General features: G+C 56.2%; 17 protein-coding genes. 10 read left to right on the top strand and 7 right to left on the bottom strand.

Annotated features, from left to right (window positions below; all coding sequences use genetic code 11):
* The first annotated feature begins 100 nt into the window (after positions 1-100).
* The 7 genes from ACR0BF_RS08920 (at position 101) to ACR0BF_RS08890 (ending at position 7,584) form a co-directional block, all read left to right on the top strand.
* Positions 101-1,099 (top strand): BMP family lipoprotein, encoded by a 999-nt coding sequence (locus ACR0BF_RS08920; RefSeq protein ID WP_480486668.1) that lies wholly within the window; start codon positions 101-103, stop codon positions 1,097-1,099.
* Between the two features lie 95 nt (positions 1,100-1,194).
* Positions 1,195-2,724 carry an ABC transporter ATP-binding protein gene (locus tag ACR0BF_RS08915; protein ID WP_480475136.1) on the top strand — a complete coding sequence of 510 codons (1,530 nt, stop codon included), beginning with the start codon at positions 1,195-1,197 and terminating at the stop codon, positions 2,722-2,724.
* A gap of 1 nt (position 2,725) precedes the next feature.
* On the top strand, positions 2,726-3,820 hold the full coding sequence (locus ACR0BF_RS08910; RefSeq protein ID WP_480475134.1) for an ABC transporter permease: 1,095 nt from the start codon (positions 2,726-2,728) through the stop codon (positions 3,818-3,820).
* On the top strand, positions 3,820-4,788 hold the full coding sequence (locus ACR0BF_RS08905) for an ABC transporter permease (RefSeq protein WP_480475132.1): 969 nt from the start codon (positions 3,820-3,822) through the stop codon (positions 4,786-4,788). The genes ACR0BF_RS08910 and ACR0BF_RS08905 overlap by 1 nt, the downstream gene beginning before the upstream one ends.
* 90 nt (positions 4,789-4,878) lie before the next feature.
* Complete coding sequence (locus ACR0BF_RS08900) at positions 4,879-5,802, top strand: sulfite exporter TauE/SafE family protein (RefSeq protein ID WP_480624708.1); 924 nt, start codon at positions 4,879-4,881, stop codon at positions 5,800-5,802.
* A 91-nt stretch (positions 5,803-5,893) separates the two neighbouring features.
* Positions 5,894-6,814: a sulfite exporter TauE/SafE family protein gene (locus ACR0BF_RS08895; RefSeq protein WP_480475128.1), complete on the top strand. Its 921-nt coding sequence runs from the start codon at positions 5,894-5,896 to the stop codon at positions 6,812-6,814.
* 2 nt (positions 6,815-6,816) lie between these two features.
* Positions 6,817-7,584, top strand: coding sequence for a TIGR02186 family protein (locus ACR0BF_RS08890; RefSeq protein WP_480483180.1), 768 nt, complete (start codon positions 6,817-6,819; stop codon positions 7,582-7,584).
* 3 nt (positions 7,585-7,587) lie between these two features.
* Here ACR0BF_RS08890 and ACR0BF_RS08885 read toward each other — a convergent pair whose 3' ends face one another.
* The 6 genes from ACR0BF_RS08885 to ACR0BF_RS08860 form a co-directional block, all read right to left on the bottom strand.
* Complete coding sequence (locus tag ACR0BF_RS08885) at positions 7,588-8,316, bottom strand: SDR family oxidoreductase (protein ID WP_480554204.1); 729 nt, start codon at positions 8,314-8,316, stop codon at positions 7,588-7,590.
* Complete coding sequence (locus ACR0BF_RS08880; protein WP_480624707.1) at positions 8,304-9,845, bottom strand: ATP-dependent DNA helicase; 1,542 nt, start codon at positions 9,843-9,845, stop codon at positions 8,304-8,306. The genes ACR0BF_RS08885 and ACR0BF_RS08880 overlap by 13 nt, the downstream gene beginning before the upstream one ends.
* 60 nt (positions 9,846-9,905) lie before the next feature.
* Positions 9,906-10,544 (bottom strand): acyl-homoserine-lactone synthase, encoded by a 639-nt coding sequence (locus ACR0BF_RS08875; protein WP_480624706.1) that lies wholly within the window; start codon positions 10,542-10,544, stop codon positions 9,906-9,908.
* A gap of 82 nt (positions 10,545-10,626) precedes the next feature.
* Complete coding sequence (locus ACR0BF_RS08870) at positions 10,627-11,346, bottom strand: helix-turn-helix transcriptional regulator (protein WP_480518469.1); 720 nt, start codon at positions 11,344-11,346, stop codon at positions 10,627-10,629.
* 367 nt (positions 11,347-11,713) lie between these two features.
* Positions 11,714-12,997, bottom strand: a complete 1,284-nt coding sequence (gene ccrA / locus ACR0BF_RS08865; protein ID WP_480475116.1) for a crotonyl-CoA carboxylase/reductase — start codon at positions 12,995-12,997, stop codon at positions 11,714-11,716.
* Between the two features lie 134 nt (positions 12,998-13,131).
* On the bottom strand, positions 13,132-14,496 hold the full coding sequence (locus ACR0BF_RS08860; protein WP_480622913.1) for a 1-acyl-sn-glycerol-3-phosphate acyltransferase: 1,365 nt from the start codon (positions 14,494-14,496) through the stop codon (positions 13,132-13,134).
* Positions 14,497-14,547: 51 nt separating this feature from the next.
* On the opposite strand from ACR0BF_RS08860, the gene ACR0BF_RS08855 reads away from it, so the two are divergent.
* The 3 genes from ACR0BF_RS08855 to deoD all read left to right on the top strand — a co-directional run bounded on the left by ACR0BF_RS08855 (position 14,548) and on the right by deoD (position 17,778).
* Positions 14,548-16,608 (top strand): methylmalonyl-CoA mutase family protein, encoded by a 2,061-nt coding sequence (locus ACR0BF_RS08855; protein ID WP_480518463.1) that lies wholly within the window; start codon positions 14,548-14,550, stop codon positions 16,606-16,608.
* 124 nt (positions 16,609-16,732) lie between these two features.
* The gene (locus ACR0BF_RS08850; RefSeq protein ID WP_480604758.1) at positions 16,733-17,050 is read left to right on the top strand and encodes an H-NS histone family protein; all 318 of its coding nucleotides are present in this window, start codon (positions 16,733-16,735) and stop codon (positions 17,048-17,050) included.
* 17 nt (positions 17,051-17,067) lie between these two features.
* Entirely contained in the window at positions 17,068-17,778 is a 711-nt protein-coding gene (deoD, locus tag ACR0BF_RS08845) for a purine-nucleoside phosphorylase (RefSeq protein WP_480624705.1), read from the top strand.
* Positions 17,779-17,802: 24 nt separating this feature from the next.
* Here the strand turns inward: deoD and ACR0BF_RS08840 are convergent, their stop codons facing one another.
* Positions 17,803-18,666: an urea carboxylase-associated family protein gene (locus tag ACR0BF_RS08840; protein WP_480604755.1), complete on the bottom strand. Its 864-nt coding sequence runs from the start codon at positions 18,664-18,666 to the stop codon at positions 17,803-17,805.
* Positions 18,667-18,811 lie beyond the last annotated feature (145 nt).

Here is an 18,811-nt window from a genome sequence, read left to right as displayed (position 1 = left end):
AAACGTCCTTAATTCCCGCCATCACAACACTTATGCTCGCTAAAAGTGGGTAAACGGGGCTAATCTTACCTCGTGCCAACAAAAAAAATGGGAGACTTAAATGACCCTGATGAAATCCTTGATGGGTGCTGCCGCTGCTGTCGCTCTGACCGCAGGTGCAACTTTCGCCGAACCGGCGCTGATCTTTGACCTGGGCGGCAAGTTCGACAAATCTTTCAACGAAGCCGCGTATAATGGCGCGCAGCGTTGGGCCGATGAGACCGGCGGCGAGTACCGCGAGATCGAGATCCAGTCGGAAGCACAGCGCGAACAGGCTCTGCGCCGTTTCGCAGAATCAGGTGCCAATCCGATCATCACCATGGGCTTTGGTATGGCCGATCCGTTGTCGGCCGTTGCAGGCGATTATCCCGAAACCAAATTCGTGGCTGTCGACGTGAACTGGCTGGACATCCCCAACATCCGCCAGATCGGCTTTGCCGAGCATGAAGGATCGTACCTGGTTGGCATGATGGCAGCGATGGCATCGAAATCGGGAACCGTTGGCTTTATCGGCGGTATGGACATTCCGCTGATCCGCCACTTTGGTTGCGGATACGCACAAGGCGCCAAAGCCGTGAACCCGGACATCAATGTTGTCGCCAACATGACCGGCACCACCCCTGCGGCATGGAACGACCCGGTAAAAGGTTCGGAACTTACAAAAGCACAGATCAGCCAGGGTGCTGACGTGATCTATGCCGCGGCTGGCGGTACAGGTGTTGGCGTTCTGCAAACGGCAGCCGACGAAGGCATCCTGTCGATCGGCGTGGACAGCAACCAGAACCACCTGCATCCGGGCAAGGTCCTGACGTCGATGCTGAAACGTGTGGACGTCGCGGTGTATGACGCGATGAAAGCAGGTGACGCCGTAGAAACCGGCGTGTTCACCATGGGACTGGCCGAAGAAGGTGTAGGCGTCGCCATGGACGATAACAACAAAGAGCTTGTTTCGGTCCAAATGAACGATGCGGTGGAAGAAGCCCGCAAAGCCATCATCAACGGCGATATCACCGTTGTCAGCTATTACGAGAACGACAGCTGCCCCGCACTGCAGTTCTGATATCGCGCGGGGCGGAAGGAACCCTTCCGCCCCGCCATCCACACTGCCATCCGTGCCACCTGCCGGATGGGCTTTTCGGCAGTTGAGGGTAAGACATGACCGTCCCCGCCATTGAGCTCAAAGGGATTTCCAAATCCTTTGGGCCGGTTCAGGCCAACAAAGACATCTCAATCAGCGTCGCCCCCGGTACGATCCATGGGATCATCGGTGAAAACGGTGCGGGCAAATCCACGCTGATGAGCATCCTCTACGGCTTTTACAAAGCCGACAAAGGTGAAATTTGGATCAACGGGACAAAGACCGAAATCCCTGACAGCCAGGCGGCTATCGCCTCGGGCATCGGGATGGTGTTTCAGCACTTCAAGCTGGTGGAGAATTTCACTGTTCTGGAAAACATCGTTCTGGGTGCCGAAGATGGCGGCCTTCTGGCTCCGTCTCTGGCCAAGGCCCGCAAAGAACTGAAAGAACTGGAAGAAGAATACGAACTGTTCGTTGACCCCGACAAACGCATTGATGAGATCGGTGTGGGGATGCAGCAGCGTGTCGAAATTTTGAAGGCATTGTATCGCAAGGCCGAGATTCTGATTCTGGATGAACCGACTGGCGTTCTGACCCCGGCAGAGGCTGACCAACTGTTCCGTATTCTGGATCGTCTGCGGGCCGAAGGGAAAACGATCATCGTGATCACCCACAAGCTGCGCGAAATCATGGAAAACACCGATACCGTTTCGGTCATGCGCCGTGGGCAGATGACGGCTACGGTGAAAACTTCGGACACCAGCCCTGAAGAACTGGCCGAACTGATGGTAGGCCGTAAGGTTTTGCTGCAAGTCGACAAGGTGCCTGCGACGCCGGGCAAACCCATTCTTGAGATCGAAAAGCTGAGCGTTTTCGATTCCGCCGGTGTTGAACGGGTCAAAGGCATCGACCTGACCGTGCGTGCCGGTGAGATCGTCGGCATTGCCGGTGTGGCGGGCAATGGGCAGTCGGAACTGCTGGAGGTTCTGGGCGGGATGCGTCCGGGACAAGGCTCGATCAAGCTGAATGGCGAACCGCTGGCACTAAGCGGTGCCGGATCAGACGGTCAGGCGCGTCGTGCACAGCGCATCGCGCATGTGCCCGAAGACCGTCAGCGCGAAGGCCTGATTATGGATTTCCACGCGTGGGAGAACGTGGCCTTTGGCTATCACCGGGACCCCGCTTATCAGCGAGGCCTGTTCATGGACAATTCCGCGCTGCGCGCTGATACCGAAGCCAAGATCGAGAAATTCGATGTTCGGCCACCGGATCCTTGGCTTGCCGCCAAGAGCTTTTCGGGCGGGAACCAGCAGAAAATCGTCGTTGCCCGCGAAATCGAGCGAAACCCTGACCTGCTGCTGGTCGGCCAGCCGACACGTGGCGTTGATATTGGTGCGATCGAGTTCATTCACAAGCAGATCGTTGCCCTGCGCGACCAAGGCAAGGCGATCCTGCTGGTTTCGGTTGAGTTGGAAGAGATCTTCTCGCTGTCCGACCGGATCGCAGTGATGTTCGACGGGCATATCATGGGCGAACGCCTGCCCAGCGAAACAGATGAAAAAGAACTTGGCCTGCTGATGGCCGGTGTTGCAGGAGAGGCCGCGTAGGATGGAAAAAATGCCTAAATGGGCCGATGTCGTTCTGATCCCGCTGATCAGTCTGTTGCTGGCCGCTTTCCTGTCTGCGCTAGTCATCCTCGCCATCGGAGAAAACCCCGTCGAAGCTGTTAAGCTGATGGTTACAGGCGCGTTGGGGTCAACCTATGGCTGGGGCTATACGCTCTATTACGCGACAAACTTCATGTTTACCGGCCTTGCGGTCGCCGTCGCATTCCACGCCCGCTTGTTCAACATTGGTGGCGAAGGTCAGGCGATGTTGGGCGGTCTTGGGGTGGCCATGGTTTGCCTTTACGTCGACTGGCCGCATTGGAGCATTGCATTGCTTGCGGCCTGCGCGGCATCAATGCTGTTCGGTGCGTTTTGGGCCGCTATCCCAGCCTACCTTCAGGCCAAGCGCGGCAGCCATATCGTGATTACCACGATCATGTTCAATTTCATTGCCGCTGCCTTTCTGAACTACATGTTGGTCAACATCATGCGCCCGCAAGGGTCGCAGGACCCGGCAACCGCGCGATTCCCCGAAACCGTCCATCTGCCAACTTTCCAGTCAATGTTCTCGACCGCAGAAAACGTGGTGTTCCGGGGGGCTCCGGTAAACATTACATTCTTCATCGCGTTGCTGGCCTGTGTCGTCGTCTGGGCGCTGATCTGGCGGACCCGGCTGGGCTATGAAATCCGAGCTTATGGCCACTCTGAAACCGGCGCGGTCTATGCCGGTATCTCACCGGTTCGCATTACTATTGTTGCGATGCTGATCTCGGGTGCGCTGGCAGGTTTGATGGCCATCAATAACGTCATGGGCGAGGCGGAGCGCCTTGTCCTGAACTCGACCGAAGGCGCTGGGTTCATCGGGATTGCCGTGGCCCTTATGGGGCGCTCACATCCTTTCGGCGTATTGCTGGCCGCGCTTTTGTTCGGGTTCCTGTATCAGGGCGGGGCCGAGCTGGCACTGTGGGCATCGATCCCGCGCGAGCTGATCGTGGTCATTCAGGCGCTGGTGATCCTGTTCACCGGTGCGCTGGACAACATGGTACGGATGCCGCTTGAGAAACTGTTCCTTGGTATGCGGAAGAGGGCAGAGTAATGGACTTCTTTGTAACCCTCATCCAGGTTCTGGATTCGACCATCCGCCTATCCACGCCTCTTTTGCTGGCCTGTTTGGCCGGTCTGTATTCGGAACGGGCTGGCATCTTCGACATCGGGCTGGAAGGCAAAATGCTGGTGGCCGCGTTCTTTTCTGCGGCTGTCGCGGCGGTTACGGGTTCAGTCTGGCTGGGCTTGCTGGCTGGCATCGGATCCTCATTGGCGCTGTCAGGGCTGCACGGGTTGGCATCGATAACCTTCCGGGGCAACCAGCTGATTTCGGGTGTTGCAATAAACTTTCTCGCCTCGGGCCTGACAGTGCTTGTCGCCCAAAGCTGGTTCCAACAGGGCGGTCGTACGCCCTCGCTCTTTGGTGGCGGCCGGTTCGAGCCTATCAATTTTCCATTTGCCGATGCGCTTGGAGGGGTTCCGATTGTCGGCCCGATCTATTCCGAACTGCTCTCGGGCCATTCGATCCTTGTTTATGTGGCATTCCTGATGGTTCCAGCAACGTGGTGGGTGCTTTTCCGCACACGGTTCGGCCTGCGCCTGCGGGCTGTGGGTGAAAACCCGGCAGCCGTCGACACGGCAGGCGTATCCGTGGTTGGCCTGCGCTTCGCAGCCGTCGCGATCTGTGGCGTACTTTGTGGTATCGCAGGCGCTTATCTGGCGACGGCTTTGCAGGCGGGGTTCGTCAAGGAAATGACTGCTGGTCGTGGCTTTATTGCGCTGGCCGCCTTGATCTTTGCCAAATGGCGCCCGTGGCACGCCATGTGGGCCTGTTTGCTGTTTGGCCTGCTTCAGGCGGTAGCACTTCGGTTCCAAAACATCGATCTTGGTGGCGTAGTGATTCCGGTCCAGGTGATGGACGCCCTGCCCTATATCCTGACAGTTGTTATTCTGGCCGGTTTTGTCGGCAAGGCCGTGCCACCACGGGCAGGCGGAGAGCCCTACATCAAAGAGCGCTGATAAGGCCAGTTCCGAATGGAGTTTCGGTCCTGTTCGCTGCAAGGCGGCATGCAGAGTTGATTTTGCATGCTGCAACCGTTCTAAGAGGGTATGCACGTATACCTTCCCATAGCCGAAGTTTCTGTCAGCCCATTCCTGCTGTTGGGGATCGGTGGGGTCGTCGGTGTTTTATCTGGTATGTTCGGGGTCGGCGGAGGATTTTTGATCACTCCGCTGCTGTTTTTTATCGGCATTCCCCCGGCGGTTGCCGTTGCGACATCAGCCAATCAGGTTGTCGCTTCTTCCATTTCGGGATTGTTGGCGCATCTCAGGCGCAAGACCGTGGACCTGAAAATGGGAAGCGTTCTGCTGACCGGAGGGTTGTTTGGCGCGGCCCTGGGTATGGTGGTTTTCAATTTTCTCAAGCATCTCGGACAGGTCGATCTGGCTGTACAGATTTGCTATGTCGTGTTTCTGGGGGCCATCGGAACCCTGATGTTCATTGAAAGCCTTGCCGCCATCCGAAAAGCCAGAAAGTCCGGGTATCAACCTGCCCCCAAGCGACGCCAGCGTACATGGGTTCACGCACTGCCCTTCAAGATGCGGTTTCGGGCATCAAGCCTTTACATCTCGGTCATACCACCTGCACTGGTCGGGTTTGGTGTTGGCATCCTGTCGGCGATCATGGGTGTCGGCGGCGGGTTCATCATGGTACCCGCGATGATCTATGTTCTTGGCATTCCGACCAAAGTGGTTATCGGGACATCCCAGTTCCAGATCATTTTCGTCGCCGGTTTCACAACCATGATACATGCGTCGACAAATTTCAGCGTCGACATAGTGCTTGCCCTGTTCTTGTTGCTTGGCGGCGTTCTGGGCGCGCAATTGGGGACGCAGATCGGTGCACGTCTGAAAGCCGAACAGCTGCGCATTCTGTTGGCGTTGCTGGTCATGGGCGTTGCCGGAAAGATCGGATTTGACCTTCTATTGCCGCCGTTGGAGATCTTTTCTCTGGCAGAGCCTGGAGGGGTATGATGTTGTTTTCTCCGTACCACGCGACAATAACCGCTCTTGAATTCGAGTTTGATAGAAGGCAAGCCAAGACCCAGCGCAAAGTGACGGTATCATGCATATTTACCTGCCCATAGCCGAAGTCTCGGTAAATGCATTTCTACTCCTTGGTCTGGGTGGAATGGTTGGAATTCTGTCGGGGATGTTCGGGGTCGGCGGCGGGTTCCTCATGACGCCGCTGCTGTTTTTCATTGGCATACCACCGGCTGTTGCGGTTGCGACAGAGGCCAATCAGATTGTTGCATCGTCCTTTTCCGGGGTGCTGGCCCATTTTCGACGAAAGACCGTTGACCTCAAGATGGGTACGGTTTTGTTGACAGGCGGTCTAGTCGGGGCTGCATTGGGCGTTGTTGTCTTTAACTATCTAAAAAGCCTAGGCCAGGTCGACCTTCTGGTAACCCTTTGTTACGTGGTCTTCCTTGGTATCATTGGTAGCCTGATGTTCATCGAAAGCTTGAGGGCGCTGCGCAAAGCCAAGAAAGGCGGGGCAGCGCCAGCCAAGCGCCGCCAACGTGGCTGGGTTCATTCGATGCCCTTCAAGATGCGCTTTCGCACATCAGGTCTTTATATCTCGGTCATTCCACCGGTTGTAGTTGGTCTAAGCGTCGGGGTCTTGTCCGCGATTATGGGGGTCGGTGGCGGCTTCATCATGGTCCCGGCGATGATTTACCTGCTGGGAATGCCCACGAAAGTCGTTGTCGGCACATCGTTGTTTCAGATCATCTTCGTAACCGCATTTACCACGATGCTGCACGCGACCACCAACTATACAGTGGACATTGTCCTGGCGGTATTGCTGCTGGTCGGGGGCGTCATTGGCGCCCAGATCGGAACCGTAATCGGTTCGCGCATGCCGGCAGAACAACTACGCGTTCTGTTGGCGGCGCTGGTTCTGGTCGTCTGCGGCAAGCTGGCCCTTGATTTGCTTCTTGAACCATCCGAGCTTTATTCGCTTGGCAACAGCGGGGGGCATTAAGAATGCTGCGCTATGTCTTTGCCGCTTTGTGCCTGTTCTGCCTGCCCGCAGCAGCCGATGAAGAGCAGGTCGTCCTGGGCCTCAGCCAGGATCGTGTTGCGATCACTGCCGACTTTGACGGGTCTGAGATCCTCATTTTCGGGGCCATCAAACGGGAATCACCCATTCCGCCAGGCCCACCAGTCGCGGTTATTGTAGCGGTTGCAGGCCCGTCCGAGCCCGTAACGGTTCGCCGCAAAGAGCGAAAGCTTGGGATTTGGGTAAACACCGATAGCGTTCTGGTCGACCTGGCACCAAGTTTCTACGCAGTTGCCACCAGCGAACCGTTGGATCAAATTCTGACCGATACCGAAGACCTGCGTCACCGCATTTCGATCGAACGCGCGATCCGGTCGGTCGGAGCGGCGATGCACATCCGTGGTGCTCAGGATTTTGCAGATGCCGTGATCCGTATCCGTGAATCTGAACAGCTGTATTCCATCCGCGAGAACACTGTGGCCGTGGACGAACAAACCTTGTTCCGGACGTCAATTGACATGCCTGCGGACCTGACCGAAGGGGATTACTCAGCTCGGATCTTCCTGACCCGCGGAGGAGAGGTTGTATCGCAATACGAAACCAAAATCGACGTCCGCAAAGTCGGGTTGGAGCGGTTTCTGTACAATATGTCCCGTCAGCAACCCGTTTGGTACGGGCTGATGTCATTGGTTATCGCAATTGCCGCGGGTTGGGGCGCGTCGACAGCGTTCCGTCTGTTGCGGGAAAACTGACACTCACCCCCTGCCGATATAGGGCATGGTCGTGGCCATGACCGTCATGAACTGCACATTCGCTTCGGGCGGCAGGGTGGCCATATGCAGAACGGACCGCGCGGCATCTTCAACCGCCATGGTTGGGTCCGGCGTCTGGCCTGCCGCCTGCGCCGCATCCACCAGATCCTGAACCATCTGCGTGCGTGCGTTGCCGATATCGATCTGACCACATGCAATTCCAAAGGATCGTCCATCCAGTGAAAGGCTGCGCGTCAGCCCCGTAATGGCATGTTTGGTCGCCGAATAATGTACAGAATTCGGACGCGGAACATGCGCTGCAATCGATCCGTTATTGATGATCCGCCCGCCCTGCGGGCTTTGATGACGCATGATCCCAAAGGCCTCACGCGCGCATAGAAACATACCGTTCAGGTTGACGTTGACGGTTTGATACCAATCGTCCAACGCGATTTCGTCGATTGTGCCCCCGCGGGCAAAAATACCAGCGTTGTTAAACAGAACATCAAGTCGCCCTGTCCGATCCATGAATACGTGGAACGCCTGTTTGACTGCGTCCGGGTCGGTCACATCGGCGGGCATTGCTATGGCCGCCGGGTATTCTTGCGCGAGGGCATTCAGCTTGTCCGCGCTGCGCGCCAGCAGCCCGACCGTCCAGCCCTGCGCCAGAAAAAGCTCGGCGGTGGCCCGACCGATGCCAGAGCTTGCACCAGTTACGATTATGGAACCCATGTCTCTTCTGCCTCCAGTGCGAGTGAAACTGCGGGGACCGCGCGCAAATCATCTATCTGCAACGGGTAAGTGGGTTTTGACAATCGATTGCGAACCACCCAGATCAAACGCTCCTGTGCGCGGGTGATCGCGACATAAGCCAAACGCTTCCACAAAGGCTGCCCGGCCTCAGTACGGCCCATCCGGGCGGCGGCGTAAATGTCAGGGGCAAACACCTGAACCGTGTCCCACTGTGATCCTTGTGCCTTGTGTATCGTCACCGCAGCCCCGTGCAAAAACGTCGCTCCCATACGGGCGGCAAAAGGAATGAAGGGCTCTTCCTCATCCGGTTTTTCGATCTGGACAATCGACGCAGCGCTGACCTGTGGGTCTTCGGCCCCCATCACATGCAAGCGAGAAAACCCCGGCTTGCGACCGGGGCCAAGATAGACAACCTGGGCCCCTTTGATCAGGCCGCGTGCCTCAAGATCCAACCGTTTCTTGCGGTGCTTCAATGGCAACTCGATCCCGTCGCAGATCAGCGGCTCACCTTCCAAAAGCTCTGTATCCGGTGCGCCATGAACTTGCCTGAACGCCTGTATCAAACGAATGCGCGTGGCGTTGCGCCAGACCAGAACCGGGCTGCGCGCCATCAGATCAACTTCGACCCGCTGCCCCCAAACGACCCTGTCATCCCGGCGGGCGGTGTCTTCGACCAAACGCTCAAATTCTTCAAATCCCATCGACGGATTGGCAAGAGCGTGCGCCAGATCCAGGATCGGGTTATCCGCGTCTTGCCGATGTACCCGCTGAAGCGTCAGCTTTCGTGGTTCGGGCAAGGCTTCAAACACCATGCTGCCGGACTGATTGACCGGAGCCAGCTGTGCGGGATCACCGAACAGCAGAAGGGTCGGGAATATCTCTTTCAGGTCTTCGAACTGACGATCATCCAGCATCGACGCCTCGTCGACAAACCCGATGTCCAGCGGTTCCTCGCGGCGTTTCCAACCTGTAATGAAGTCAGATCCGCGCAATCCGGCAGCGGCCAGCGCTCCGGGAATCGATTTGTTGTTACGATAAAACGCAGCAGCACGGTCTAAAGCTTCGTCTGTCAGACCTTTGATCTCGGGGCGCTCGTCATTTCCGGCCAGCCATTCGGCGATACGCTCGTATTCCGGGTCATAGACCGGCGTATAAAGGATGCGGTGAATTGTGGTTGCCGGAACACCTCGAAGGCGCAGAACACTTGCGGCTTTGTTCGTAGGGGCCAGAATAGCAAGGCTGCGCTTGTCTCTGGATTTACGACTTTCGTAGTCGCCGGACACGACCTGAACACCGGTCTCAGCCAGCGCTTTGTAAAGTTTGGCCAACAGCAACGTCTTGCCGGACCCGGCCTTGCCGATCACAGCCATCACGCCAGACTTCCCTGCCCCCGGCAGTTTCAGAAGGGCATCGTCCTCCAGGTCGACACCGGCTGAGCGCAGCATCTCGGCGATGCTGTCATACGCGGCGGCCTGATCATCTGAGAAGGTCACATTCGGCAAAGACATGGCGCGACCCTACAGGGCCGCGCCAACCATCACCAGATGCGGATCTGCGTTTTCCGGTCCTTAGGCAGACAGGGCAGATCGGTGCAGTTTGGATCGCCCGAAAGCTGCATTGAACCACATGCGCGAAAGCTCACGCGGGATGCCCGCCCGTTCGGCCACGCGGTTGCAATCATCCGCTGAATAGGGCCATAGCCCGACCGAGATCTGGTCACGCCCTGTGCCTTGGGTTCCAAGAACCTCGGGGGACGACCCGATCAGACGATAGATCCGGATCATGCGGGCATCAAATACACCGGCAATATGCGTCAGGCCAAAGCCCTCCATCATCTCACCGCCGCTGAGCATGATGGCCCCGGCAGTGTGCGGGCTGGCTGTGCGGGACAGGCAGAACCGGGTCACCTCCCAGATCAGAGGGCTGCAAATCGGCTTTCCACCGTTGAGATGCCCAAACACCTCATTGATCATTACCCGGCCGGTTGTCGGCAATACCCGCATTGACCCACCATGGCTGCCATCCGGTTCTTCCCAGATGACATAAAGCGGGTTGAGGTCGTCGTACTCATCCCGCTCTTCTCCTTTTTTGTTGACATGGACGTCCCACCCCAACCGGGTTTTGAACTGATCTGCGCGATCCTTGAACATCCCCTCAGCCAGAGTCGGAAATCTGTGTAACTCATCGGCATATAGATAACGCAACATGACTTTTCCCCTTGTCGTCCTGTGCAGGAACGAAGGGGGTACAGAGTCGTGGTTAATATTGCGTTTTGAGGACGCTTTGCCCTTAAACGACTATTAATCCCCGGCTGAGTGCCGTTGCGATTGCGTGGGTCGTGTTAAGGGCTCCGAGTTTCGATCGGGCGCTTTCAATGTAAACGCGTAACGTGTGTTCGGAAATCGACAGGGAATGCGCCACCTGAGCGCGGCTGTAACCCAGTGCCAAAAGGGTAATGGCGTCGATTTCACGGGGCGACAGGCTGCGCGTTGCATCCGGTTGCCTGTCTTTTTCAAACTCCAGCGCTTTGCGATTGATATAGTGCGCAACAAGAATCAACTCGCGCCCAAAGGTCGAGATGAAGGTCTGCCAAGTTTGATCGTCGCAACTATGGTTAACGGTAAAAAGAGCGAACTGGCCGTTTGGCCCTCGGATCGGGATCGAGTATCCCTGATTGCCGACCCCGTGGTCGTGGGCATCCTGAAGGAATGATTTGGCCACCTTGCTGGACCAGTCCAGAGACTTCCAGTCAACCGGGTGAAATCGCTGGAAACACCCCAGAATTACAGGGTCGATACGATGATAGTTTTTTTCCCTGTATCGTTCGTCCCAGGCGTCTGAGTAGGTCGTATAGCCGTATTGGTCCCCCGCACCGTCAACCCAGTGATATGTCAGATGTGCGACCTTCAAAGTGTCTCGCAGACATTCGGCAACGGTGCTGAGCTCTTCAAGCGTGCTGGTGTTTTCCAAATCCTGAAGGATTTGACCCAAATCGGTTTTCGTTCCCATCCGCGGGCGCCCGTGCCTCGTTCTTCAGGGACGCAATCTCGGCCGCCGCAATCAGCCTTGTATCATCAAGCTGTTCTGCAAGCGCGCTCAACCCATTCGCAACGGCGAAAGCGTTGAGGTCCGATAGTACGTCCAATATCCACTCATTTTGCGCCATCAGGGTCTCTCTGAAACAGTTAACGAAGCGTTAACACAACCATAACATGTATGATCTTTTTCGACCTATTCACCGGTTTCTACTCCCCAAAAATAGCGGGAGTAATAATCGCAACCATTTGAAACCATGAAAAAGGTCTGCAAACAGCAAACCACCCGCGAACCGGCAGTGCGATTCGCGGGTGGTTTTTGTCTAAGGTCCTGAACTGTTTCAGCCTGCGTCCAAAACTTCTTCGAGGGTGCGCAGCCCGGTACGCGGCGCCTGAACAAGCACAGACATGTTGCCCGGCTTGTGTTCATTCCGCAGCATTTTCATATGTGCTTCCGGAAGGTCGTTCCAGGCAAACACCTCGGACATACAGGGATCCAGACGGCGCTCGACCATCAGCTTGTTCGCCGCTGCCGCTTGTTTCAGATGGGCAAAATGCGAACCCTGCAGGCGTTTCTGGTGCATCCACATGTAACGTACGTCGAATGTGCAGTTGAACCCGGACGTCCCCGCACAAATCACAACCATGCCGCCTTTTTTCACCACGAAGGTCGAGACCGGGAAGGTGCTTTCGCCCGGATGCTCGAACACCATGTCGACATTGTTGCCCTTGCCGGTGATATCCCAGATCGCCTTGCCGAACTTGCGGGCCTCTTTGAACCACTCGGCGTATTCAGGCGTATTGACCGTGGGCAGTTGGCCCCAGCAATTAAAGTCGCGGCGGTTCAAAACCCCTTTTGCGCCCAGACCCATGACGAAATCGCGCTTGCTTTCGTCCGAAATCACCCCGATCGCGTTTGCCCCAGCTGTGTTGATCAACTGGATAGCATAAGACCCCAGACCGCCCGAGGCACCCCAGACCAGAACGTTCTGACCCGGTTTCAGGTCGTGCGGTTCGTGACCAAACAGCATACGGTAAGCTGTCGCGAGTGTCAGCGTGTAGCACGCCGCTTCTTCCCAGGTCAGGTGCTTGGGGCGCGGCATCAACTGCTGAGCTTGCACGCGTGTGAACTGGCTGAACGAGCCGTCAGGTGTTTCATAGCCCCAGATCCGCTGACTGGTCGAGTACATTGGGTCGCCGCCGTTGCATTCTTCGTCGTCGCCATCGTCCTGGTTGCAGTGGATGACAACTTCATCGCCAACCTTCCAGCGCTTGACCTTGTCACCAACAGCCCAGACGATACCCGATGCATCAGAGCCTGCGACATGGTACGGTGCCTTGTGGCCATCGAAGGGGCTGATCGGCTGGCCCAGTGCAGCCCAGACACCGTTGTAGTTAACGCCTGCTGCCATCACCAGAACAAGTACCTCATTGCTGTCCAGCGTGGGTACATCGACCACTTCCTGCTGCATCGCAGTGTTTGGCTCGCCATGGCGTTCCTTTCGGATGGCCCATGCGTACATTTGTTTCGGGACATATCCCATCGGAGGGATCTCACCCATTTCATAGAGGTCTTTTTCAGGTGCCTCATACGACGCGATACCGGTTTCGGTGTCCAAAGCCATGCTGGCCTCCTTTTTCAATACTTTTGCCGCGACGCAGAATCGCGTGCTTTATCAGATGAAATATTGGCCATCGCGAAATATTGCAACCGTTTTTGATGCTAAATTGTAATTTTATGACCCAGCGGTCGCAGAAATTATTTTGCATACGCAGAAACAGAAGGGCGCGCGGAAACCGGTACAGACGCTGCATAATACTCCAGCAAATCACCGCGTTGGCCAGATTCGGAAAGAACATGCCCCTGCCGCTTGAGTATCCGTCGTTCAATCAACTGATCCAAAGCGCTTGATATGGCCGACGCATTGTCTTGGGTCTGCTTACCGTCACGTTCCATCATCGCCTGAATACAGGACCGCAGATCCTGTTCCGCCATCGGCCCATTGTCACGTATCAGCAAACAAGCCGCAGGGGCCGGGACCAACGGGATCGCGTTCTGGATACGCTGCATCAATGTGCGCGCCAGATCGGTCATCATGTCGTCACTGCCCTCGGCCCGGAACTCTTTCAGAGAAATCGGGATTCCGTACCGGACCGATGCCAGCCCGAACCGCTTGTAGCGCCCGATCACTCGCCGCCAGAACTGTTTGAGAATCCAACGCGTGATGACCCCGATCCGGGCCCGAAAACGACGTTCTGTTCCTAACGCTGCGCGGGTCAGAATGGTGTCTTCAAGCACGCGGTCATAATTCAAAGCGACAGGAACGAATACGACATCACGCCCCTGCGACGTCGTCCCATCCATTATATACTTGAGCAATCCAAGCTTTGGGCGGGCGAGCGCTCCTGTCAGGCTTAAACCACCTTCTGGAAACATGGCTTGCGTAACACCGGCTTCGGTCGCATGGCGCACATAGGTGGACAAAACCTGCCGGTAGAGCTCGCTGCCTGACTTGCGCCGGATAAAGTACGCCCCCATTGCCCGGATCAACCGGCTCAGCGGCCAAACCCGCGCCCATTCTCCTACTGCGTAGGATAAAGCAGAGTGCGGGGCCGCCAGATATGTAACCAACACGTAGTCCATATTGCTTCTGTGGTTCATCACAAAAACAACGGTTGCATCAGGGTCGATTGTCCTGACCGCGTCTTCGTCCTCGTAGCTAAGCCGCACCTCGTAGAACGTGTTGCTTAACAGCCGGGCTAGCCGGATCGCAAAACTGAAATAGGCGAAGGCGGAAAAGGACGGCACGATCTCGCGGGCATAGCGGCGTGCCTGTTCGGACGCAACGGCTTCGGGTATTCCAGTTTCGAGGGCGTGATGCTGAACCGCTTTACCAACCTGCGGATCATAAATCAGCCGTTGAATCATGTCGTGCCGACGGGCCAGCTTGAACGGTTGGATCGGACGTTGCAGGCGCTGGTTCAAACGCGCCACGGCACGTTCCAACCGGCGGCGGAAAAACCATCGGACTGACGGGAACAGAAAATGTGAAGCGAAAGTAACCATGGCAAAGACCACGATCAGCACAAAAAGCCAAAGCGGAAGTTCCACGGTTTGCGTCATGGCCGCACCTTGCCACCAATCGCAGCTGCTCACAATCTGAACAATTGCAGGATGCCGCAACGCAGCGAATTGACATGTCCCGAAAATTGCGCTTTAGAACCTCAGGACGTAATTTTATTGCCCACCGAAACGCGAGGCCCCTTCATGACGCAGATGCAGAAAGATCGCCCCTGGCTCATCCGGACCTATGCCGGTCATTCCACCGCCAAGGCCTCGAACGCGCTTTATCGTGGCAACCTCGCCAAAGGGCAAACCGGTCTTTCGGTTGCCTTCGATCTGCCCACCCAGACCGGATATGACAGTGACCACACGTTGGCACGTGGCGAAGTTGGCAAGGTCGGGGTGCCCGTCTGCCATCTGGGCGATATGCGGGTTTTGTTCGATCAGATTCCGCTAGAACAGATGAACACGTCAATGACGATCAACGCGACCGCCCCTTGGTTGCTAGCCCTTTACATCGCCGCGGCCGAGGAACAAGGCGCTGACGTTTCCAAATTGCAGGGCACGGTCCAGAACGACCTGATCAAGGAATATCTGAGCCGGGGCACTTATGTTTGCCCGCCAAAACCGTCGCTGAAGATGATCGCAGACGTGGCTGAGTATTGCTATTCCAATGTCCCCAAGTGGAACCCGATGAATGTGTGTTCCTATCACCTGCAAGAGGCAGGCGCGACACCGGAACAAGAACTTGCTTATGCGCTGGCAACAGCCATTGCCGTGCTGGACGAGCTGCGCCCCCGTGTTCCGGTCGAAGATTTTCCGGCGCTGTGTGGTCGGATTTCGTTTTTCGTGAATGCAGGAATCCGTTTTGTTACCGAAATGTGCAAAATGCGCGCGTTTGTTGATCTTTGGGATGAAATTCTGCAACAGCGGTATAGTGTTGAGAACCCAAAGTTCCGCCGCTTCCGCTATGGTGTGCAGGTAAACTCACTGGGCCTGACCGAACAGCAGCCAGAGAACAACGTATACCGCATCCTTATTGAAATGCTGGCCGTGACGCTGTCGAAAAGCGCGCGCGCCCGCGCGGTGCAGTTGCCTGCATGGAACGAGGCACTTGGCCTGCCACGCCCCTGGGACCAGCAATGGTCCATGCGGATGCAGCAAATTCTGGCCTATGAAACTGATCTGTTGGAATTCGATGACCTGTTCGATGGCAACCCGGCTGTTGATGCCAAGGTCGAAGAATTGAAAGCAGGCGCGCGGGCAGAGCTGGCGAACCTGGATTCGATGGGCGGTGCGGTTGCGTCTATTGAGTATATGAAATCCCGCCTTGTGGATTCCAACGCCGAACGTCTGAACCGGATCGAACGCAACGAAACCGTCGTTGTCGGCGTGAACAAATGGATGGAAGGCGAGGCTTCCCCCCTTCAGACTGAAGATGGCGGCATCATGGTCGTTGATCCTGCCGTGGAACAGGAACAGATCGACCGCTTGAATGCGTGGCGGGCTGAGCGGGACGAAGCGGCTGTTGCAGCGACCTTGGCCGCGTTGCGCCAAGCGGCTCAGACAGGAGCAAACGTCATGGAGCCGTCCATTGCCGCTGCCAAGGCGGGTGTGACCACCGGCGAATGGGCCGAAGAGATGCGCAAGGTCTTCGGCACTTATCGTGGTCCGACCGGCGTTTCCGGATCGGTCTCGAACAAAACCGAAGGGTTGGATGACCTGCGCGCGGCGGTTGATGCCGTCAGCGACAAACTGGGGCGACGCCTGAAATTTCTGGTTGGAAAACCGGGATTGGACGGCCATTCCAACGGCGCCGAACAAATCGCGTTCCGTGCCCGCGACTGCGGCATGGATATCAGCTATGAGGGTATCCGGCTGACCCCGGAAGAAATTGTCACCTCAGCCCGCGACGATGACGCACATGTCATCGGGTTGTCGATCCTGTCCGGTAGCCATCTGCCTTTGGTCGAAGATGTAATGGATCGGCTGCAGAAGGCTGGCTTGTCTCACATTCCCGTGGTTGTTGGCGGAATTATTCCGGATGACGATGCCGCAAAATTGAAAGCCATGGGTGTAGCCAAGGTTTACACCCCCAAAAACTTTGAACTTAATGCGATCATGAGCGATATCGTAACACTGGTTGACCCCAAAAACCTCGCAGCCGAGTAACTGAGGTTTTAGACCCTTAATTCCCCGTTTCTTCCCTTTTGATATTTGGGATGGAATAAACCATTCGTTATAATTACGGTGCGCACTCAAGTGCACCGTAAATAATATCCTTCGGAGATGAATGATGGGGGTCAATCTTGAACAGATGTCGCGTAAAGACCTTTTGGCATTGCGTGACGATGTCGAAAAAGCCTTGGTAGGAGCCGAAAAACGCGAGCGCCGTGAGGCTTTGAAAGCCGCAGAAAAGGCTGCCGCGGAATTCGGATACTCGCTGTCCGAGCTTTCAGGCGACGCACCCCGCGCATCCAAGAACACGAAAACAAAAGAAAAATACCGCAACCCTGCCAATCCGGAACAAACCTGGACAGGTCGTGGCCGCAAGCCGAAATGGGTGCATGACGCGTTGCAGGCGGGTGCCGATATTTCCGATCTTGAAATCTGATCGGGGCGGAACAAACAATGACAATTCATATCGGCGCTGAAAAAGGTGAAATTGCAGAAACCGTTCTATTACCCGGAGATCCTTATCGGGCGAAATGGGCGGCCGAGACGTTTTTGGGCGATGTGAAGCAAGTCAATAACGTTCGGGGGATGCTTGGGTTTACCGGAAATTGGAAGGGGAATCCTGTAACGATACAGGGTAGCGGCATGGGAATGCCCTCGCTCTCCATTTACGTAAACGAGTTAATTCGCGATTACGGCGCAAAAACCCTGATCCGAATTGGGTCGTGTGGCGGAATGCAGGACAGCGTAAAAATACGAGACGTCATTCTGGCAATGACGTCAACAACGCTGAGTACGCCGTCACGCGGTATCATGAAAGAACTGAACTTTGCACCCTGCGCCGATTGGAGTTTGTTGCAGGCGGCCGCAAAGGCGGCGGCTGCCAAAGCAACCCCTACCCATGTCGGCGGGATTTATTCTTCGGACGTTTTCTATGATGAGCGCCCGGACCTGAATGAACAGATGGTGCGCCACGGGATTCTCGGCGTCGAAATGGAGGCGGCCGAGCTCTATATCCTTGCAGCGCGCCACAAATGCCGTGCTCTGGCAGTTCTCACCGTTTCCGATCACCTTCTAACGGGAGAGGCTCTGCCATCCTCGGAACGTGAAAGCAGCTTTGGAGACATGGTGGAAATCGCGCTACAGGCCGCATTTCCGAGCAGCTGACAATGATGTAGTTGCCCGCTGAACCTAGCGCCCGTGCGTGCGATCATAGCCATTGCGCGCCGGGCTTTCCCAGCTGTCCAGGTCTGTGACCGTCGCGGCAAATGTTTCGACCAGCAAGGGAAAACACGCGGCTGTGTCCGAGGAATGTTCGGAGGAACAATCCCCACCCGGACAAGCGCTGAGATTGCCCAGCAGATCGATCTCAGCAAAGAACTCCAGATAGTCGCCGGGGCGAACGGGCGATGCTTTCATGAAATACTGACCTGTATCCCGAGTGAAACCGGTACACATGAAGACGTTCAGAACGTCGTGCACCACAGGTTCGGCCTCATCCATCGGAATACTCAGATGATCCGCCAGCGCGCGGGTCAGGTTGGAATGACAACAGTGGTGATACTGCGTGCCGGACAGCAAATTGCCCGTATATGGATCACAACGCGTGCCGATTACGTCATGAACCGATCCCCCGTATGCATCGATCCCGTACCATTCCAGTGTATCCGCTATGATCGTGGCCATCGGGCGCAGATGTGGGAAACTGGACCACATCCGCTCTCCGGTGGTCAGGTGCGTGCCATGCAAAGCCCGCGTTTTTCCGGAATAAAAGCGCTCGGATAAATCATTGCGGTTCCACAGGTTCAAATCGCCAACCTGCGGGCCTTCAACCGATGTGATGCGAAAGAAATGCCCGGCAGGTACATCAAAACAGCACGCCTCACGCGGAGGAACCAGGACTTCGCCGGTTTTGACTGCCCGTTGGCGTACAGATCTCATCCAGGGCAAATCTGGTCGCGGCAAGGCATCGTTCGGATAACAAATAACAGGGGCGACCGAACGACGGGCTTCGGCATCTTCGGGGGGGCGGGCAGTATTCTCAGAACCAGTCATGGCGTGCAGAGTGGCGGATTCTCTGGCTCGCGAAAAGCCCTATTCTCAACCATCACTTGCCTTCAGGCATCGCATAGGTTGGTCCGTCGCAGCGATTTCCGCTCCACAATAGTTGCACCGCCAGATGCCATGACGTCTGTCCTGT

The sequence above is a fragment of the Ruegeria sp. AG7 genome (assembly GCF_056541545.1).
The sequence above is the reverse complement of the archived record's forward strand: the minus strand, read 5'-3'. Positions and strand labels throughout refer to the sequence as shown.

What these genes read in the sequence shown, in the direction of transcription:
- ACR0BF_RS08905 (WP_480475132.1), top strand. Translation starts at nt 3,820, where the DNA reads ATGGACTTCTTTGTAACCCTCATCCAGGTTCTGGATTCGACCATCCGC.
- ACR0BF_RS08880 (WP_480624707.1), bottom strand. Translation starts at nt 9,845, where the DNA reads ATGTCTTTGCCGAATGTGACCTTCTCAGATGATCAGGCCGCCGCGTAT.
- ACR0BF_RS08875 (WP_480624706.1), bottom strand. Translation starts at nt 10,544, where the DNA reads ATGTTGCGTTATCTATATGCCGATGAGTTACACAGATTTCCGACTCTG.
- ACR0BF_RS08870 (WP_480518469.1), bottom strand. Translation starts at nt 11,346, where the DNA reads ATGGGAACGAAAACCGATTTGGGTCAAATCCTTCAGGATTTGGAAAAC.
- ACR0BF_RS08840 (WP_480604755.1), bottom strand. Translation starts at nt 18,666, where the DNA reads ATGACTGGTTCTGAGAATACTGCCCGCCCCCCCGAAGATGCCGAAGCC.
- ACR0BF_RS08910 (WP_480475134.1), top strand. Translation starts at nt 2,726, where the DNA reads ATGGAAAAAATGCCTAAATGGGCCGATGTCGTTCTGATCCCGCTGATC.
- ACR0BF_RS08915 (WP_480475136.1), top strand. Translation starts at nt 1,195, where the DNA reads ATGACCGTCCCCGCCATTGAGCTCAAAGGGATTTCCAAATCCTTTGGG.
- ACR0BF_RS08890 (WP_480483180.1), top strand. Translation starts at nt 6,817, where the DNA reads ATGCTGCGCTATGTCTTTGCCGCTTTGTGCCTGTTCTGCCTGCCCGCA.
- ACR0BF_RS08855 (WP_480518463.1), top strand. Translation starts at nt 14,548, where the DNA reads ATGCCGCAACGCAGCGAATTGACATGTCCCGAAAATTGCGCTTTAGAA.
- deoD (WP_480624705.1), top strand. Translation starts at nt 17,068, where the DNA reads ATGACAATTCATATCGGCGCTGAAAAAGGTGAAATTGCAGAAACCGTT.
- ACR0BF_RS08895 (WP_480475128.1), top strand. Translation starts at nt 5,894, where the DNA reads ATGCATATTTACCTGCCCATAGCCGAAGTCTCGGTAAATGCATTTCTA.
- ACR0BF_RS08920 (WP_480486668.1), top strand. Translation starts at nt 101, where the DNA reads ATGACCCTGATGAAATCCTTGATGGGTGCTGCCGCTGCTGTCGCTCTG.
- ccrA (WP_480475116.1), bottom strand. Translation starts at nt 12,997, where the DNA reads ATGGCTTTGGACACCGAAACCGGTATCGCGTCGTATGAGGCACCTGAA.
- ACR0BF_RS08860 (WP_480622913.1), bottom strand. Translation starts at nt 14,496, where the DNA reads ATGACGCAAACCGTGGAACTTCCGCTTTGGCTTTTTGTGCTGATCGTG.
- ACR0BF_RS08850 (WP_480604758.1), top strand. Translation starts at nt 16,733, where the DNA reads ATGGGGGTCAATCTTGAACAGATGTCGCGTAAAGACCTTTTGGCATTG.
- ACR0BF_RS08900 (WP_480624708.1), top strand. Translation starts at nt 4,879, where the DNA reads ATGCACGTATACCTTCCCATAGCCGAAGTTTCTGTCAGCCCATTCCTG.
- ACR0BF_RS08885 (WP_480554204.1), bottom strand. Translation starts at nt 8,316, where the DNA reads ATGGGTTCCATAATCGTAACTGGTGCAAGCTCTGGCATCGGTCGGGCC.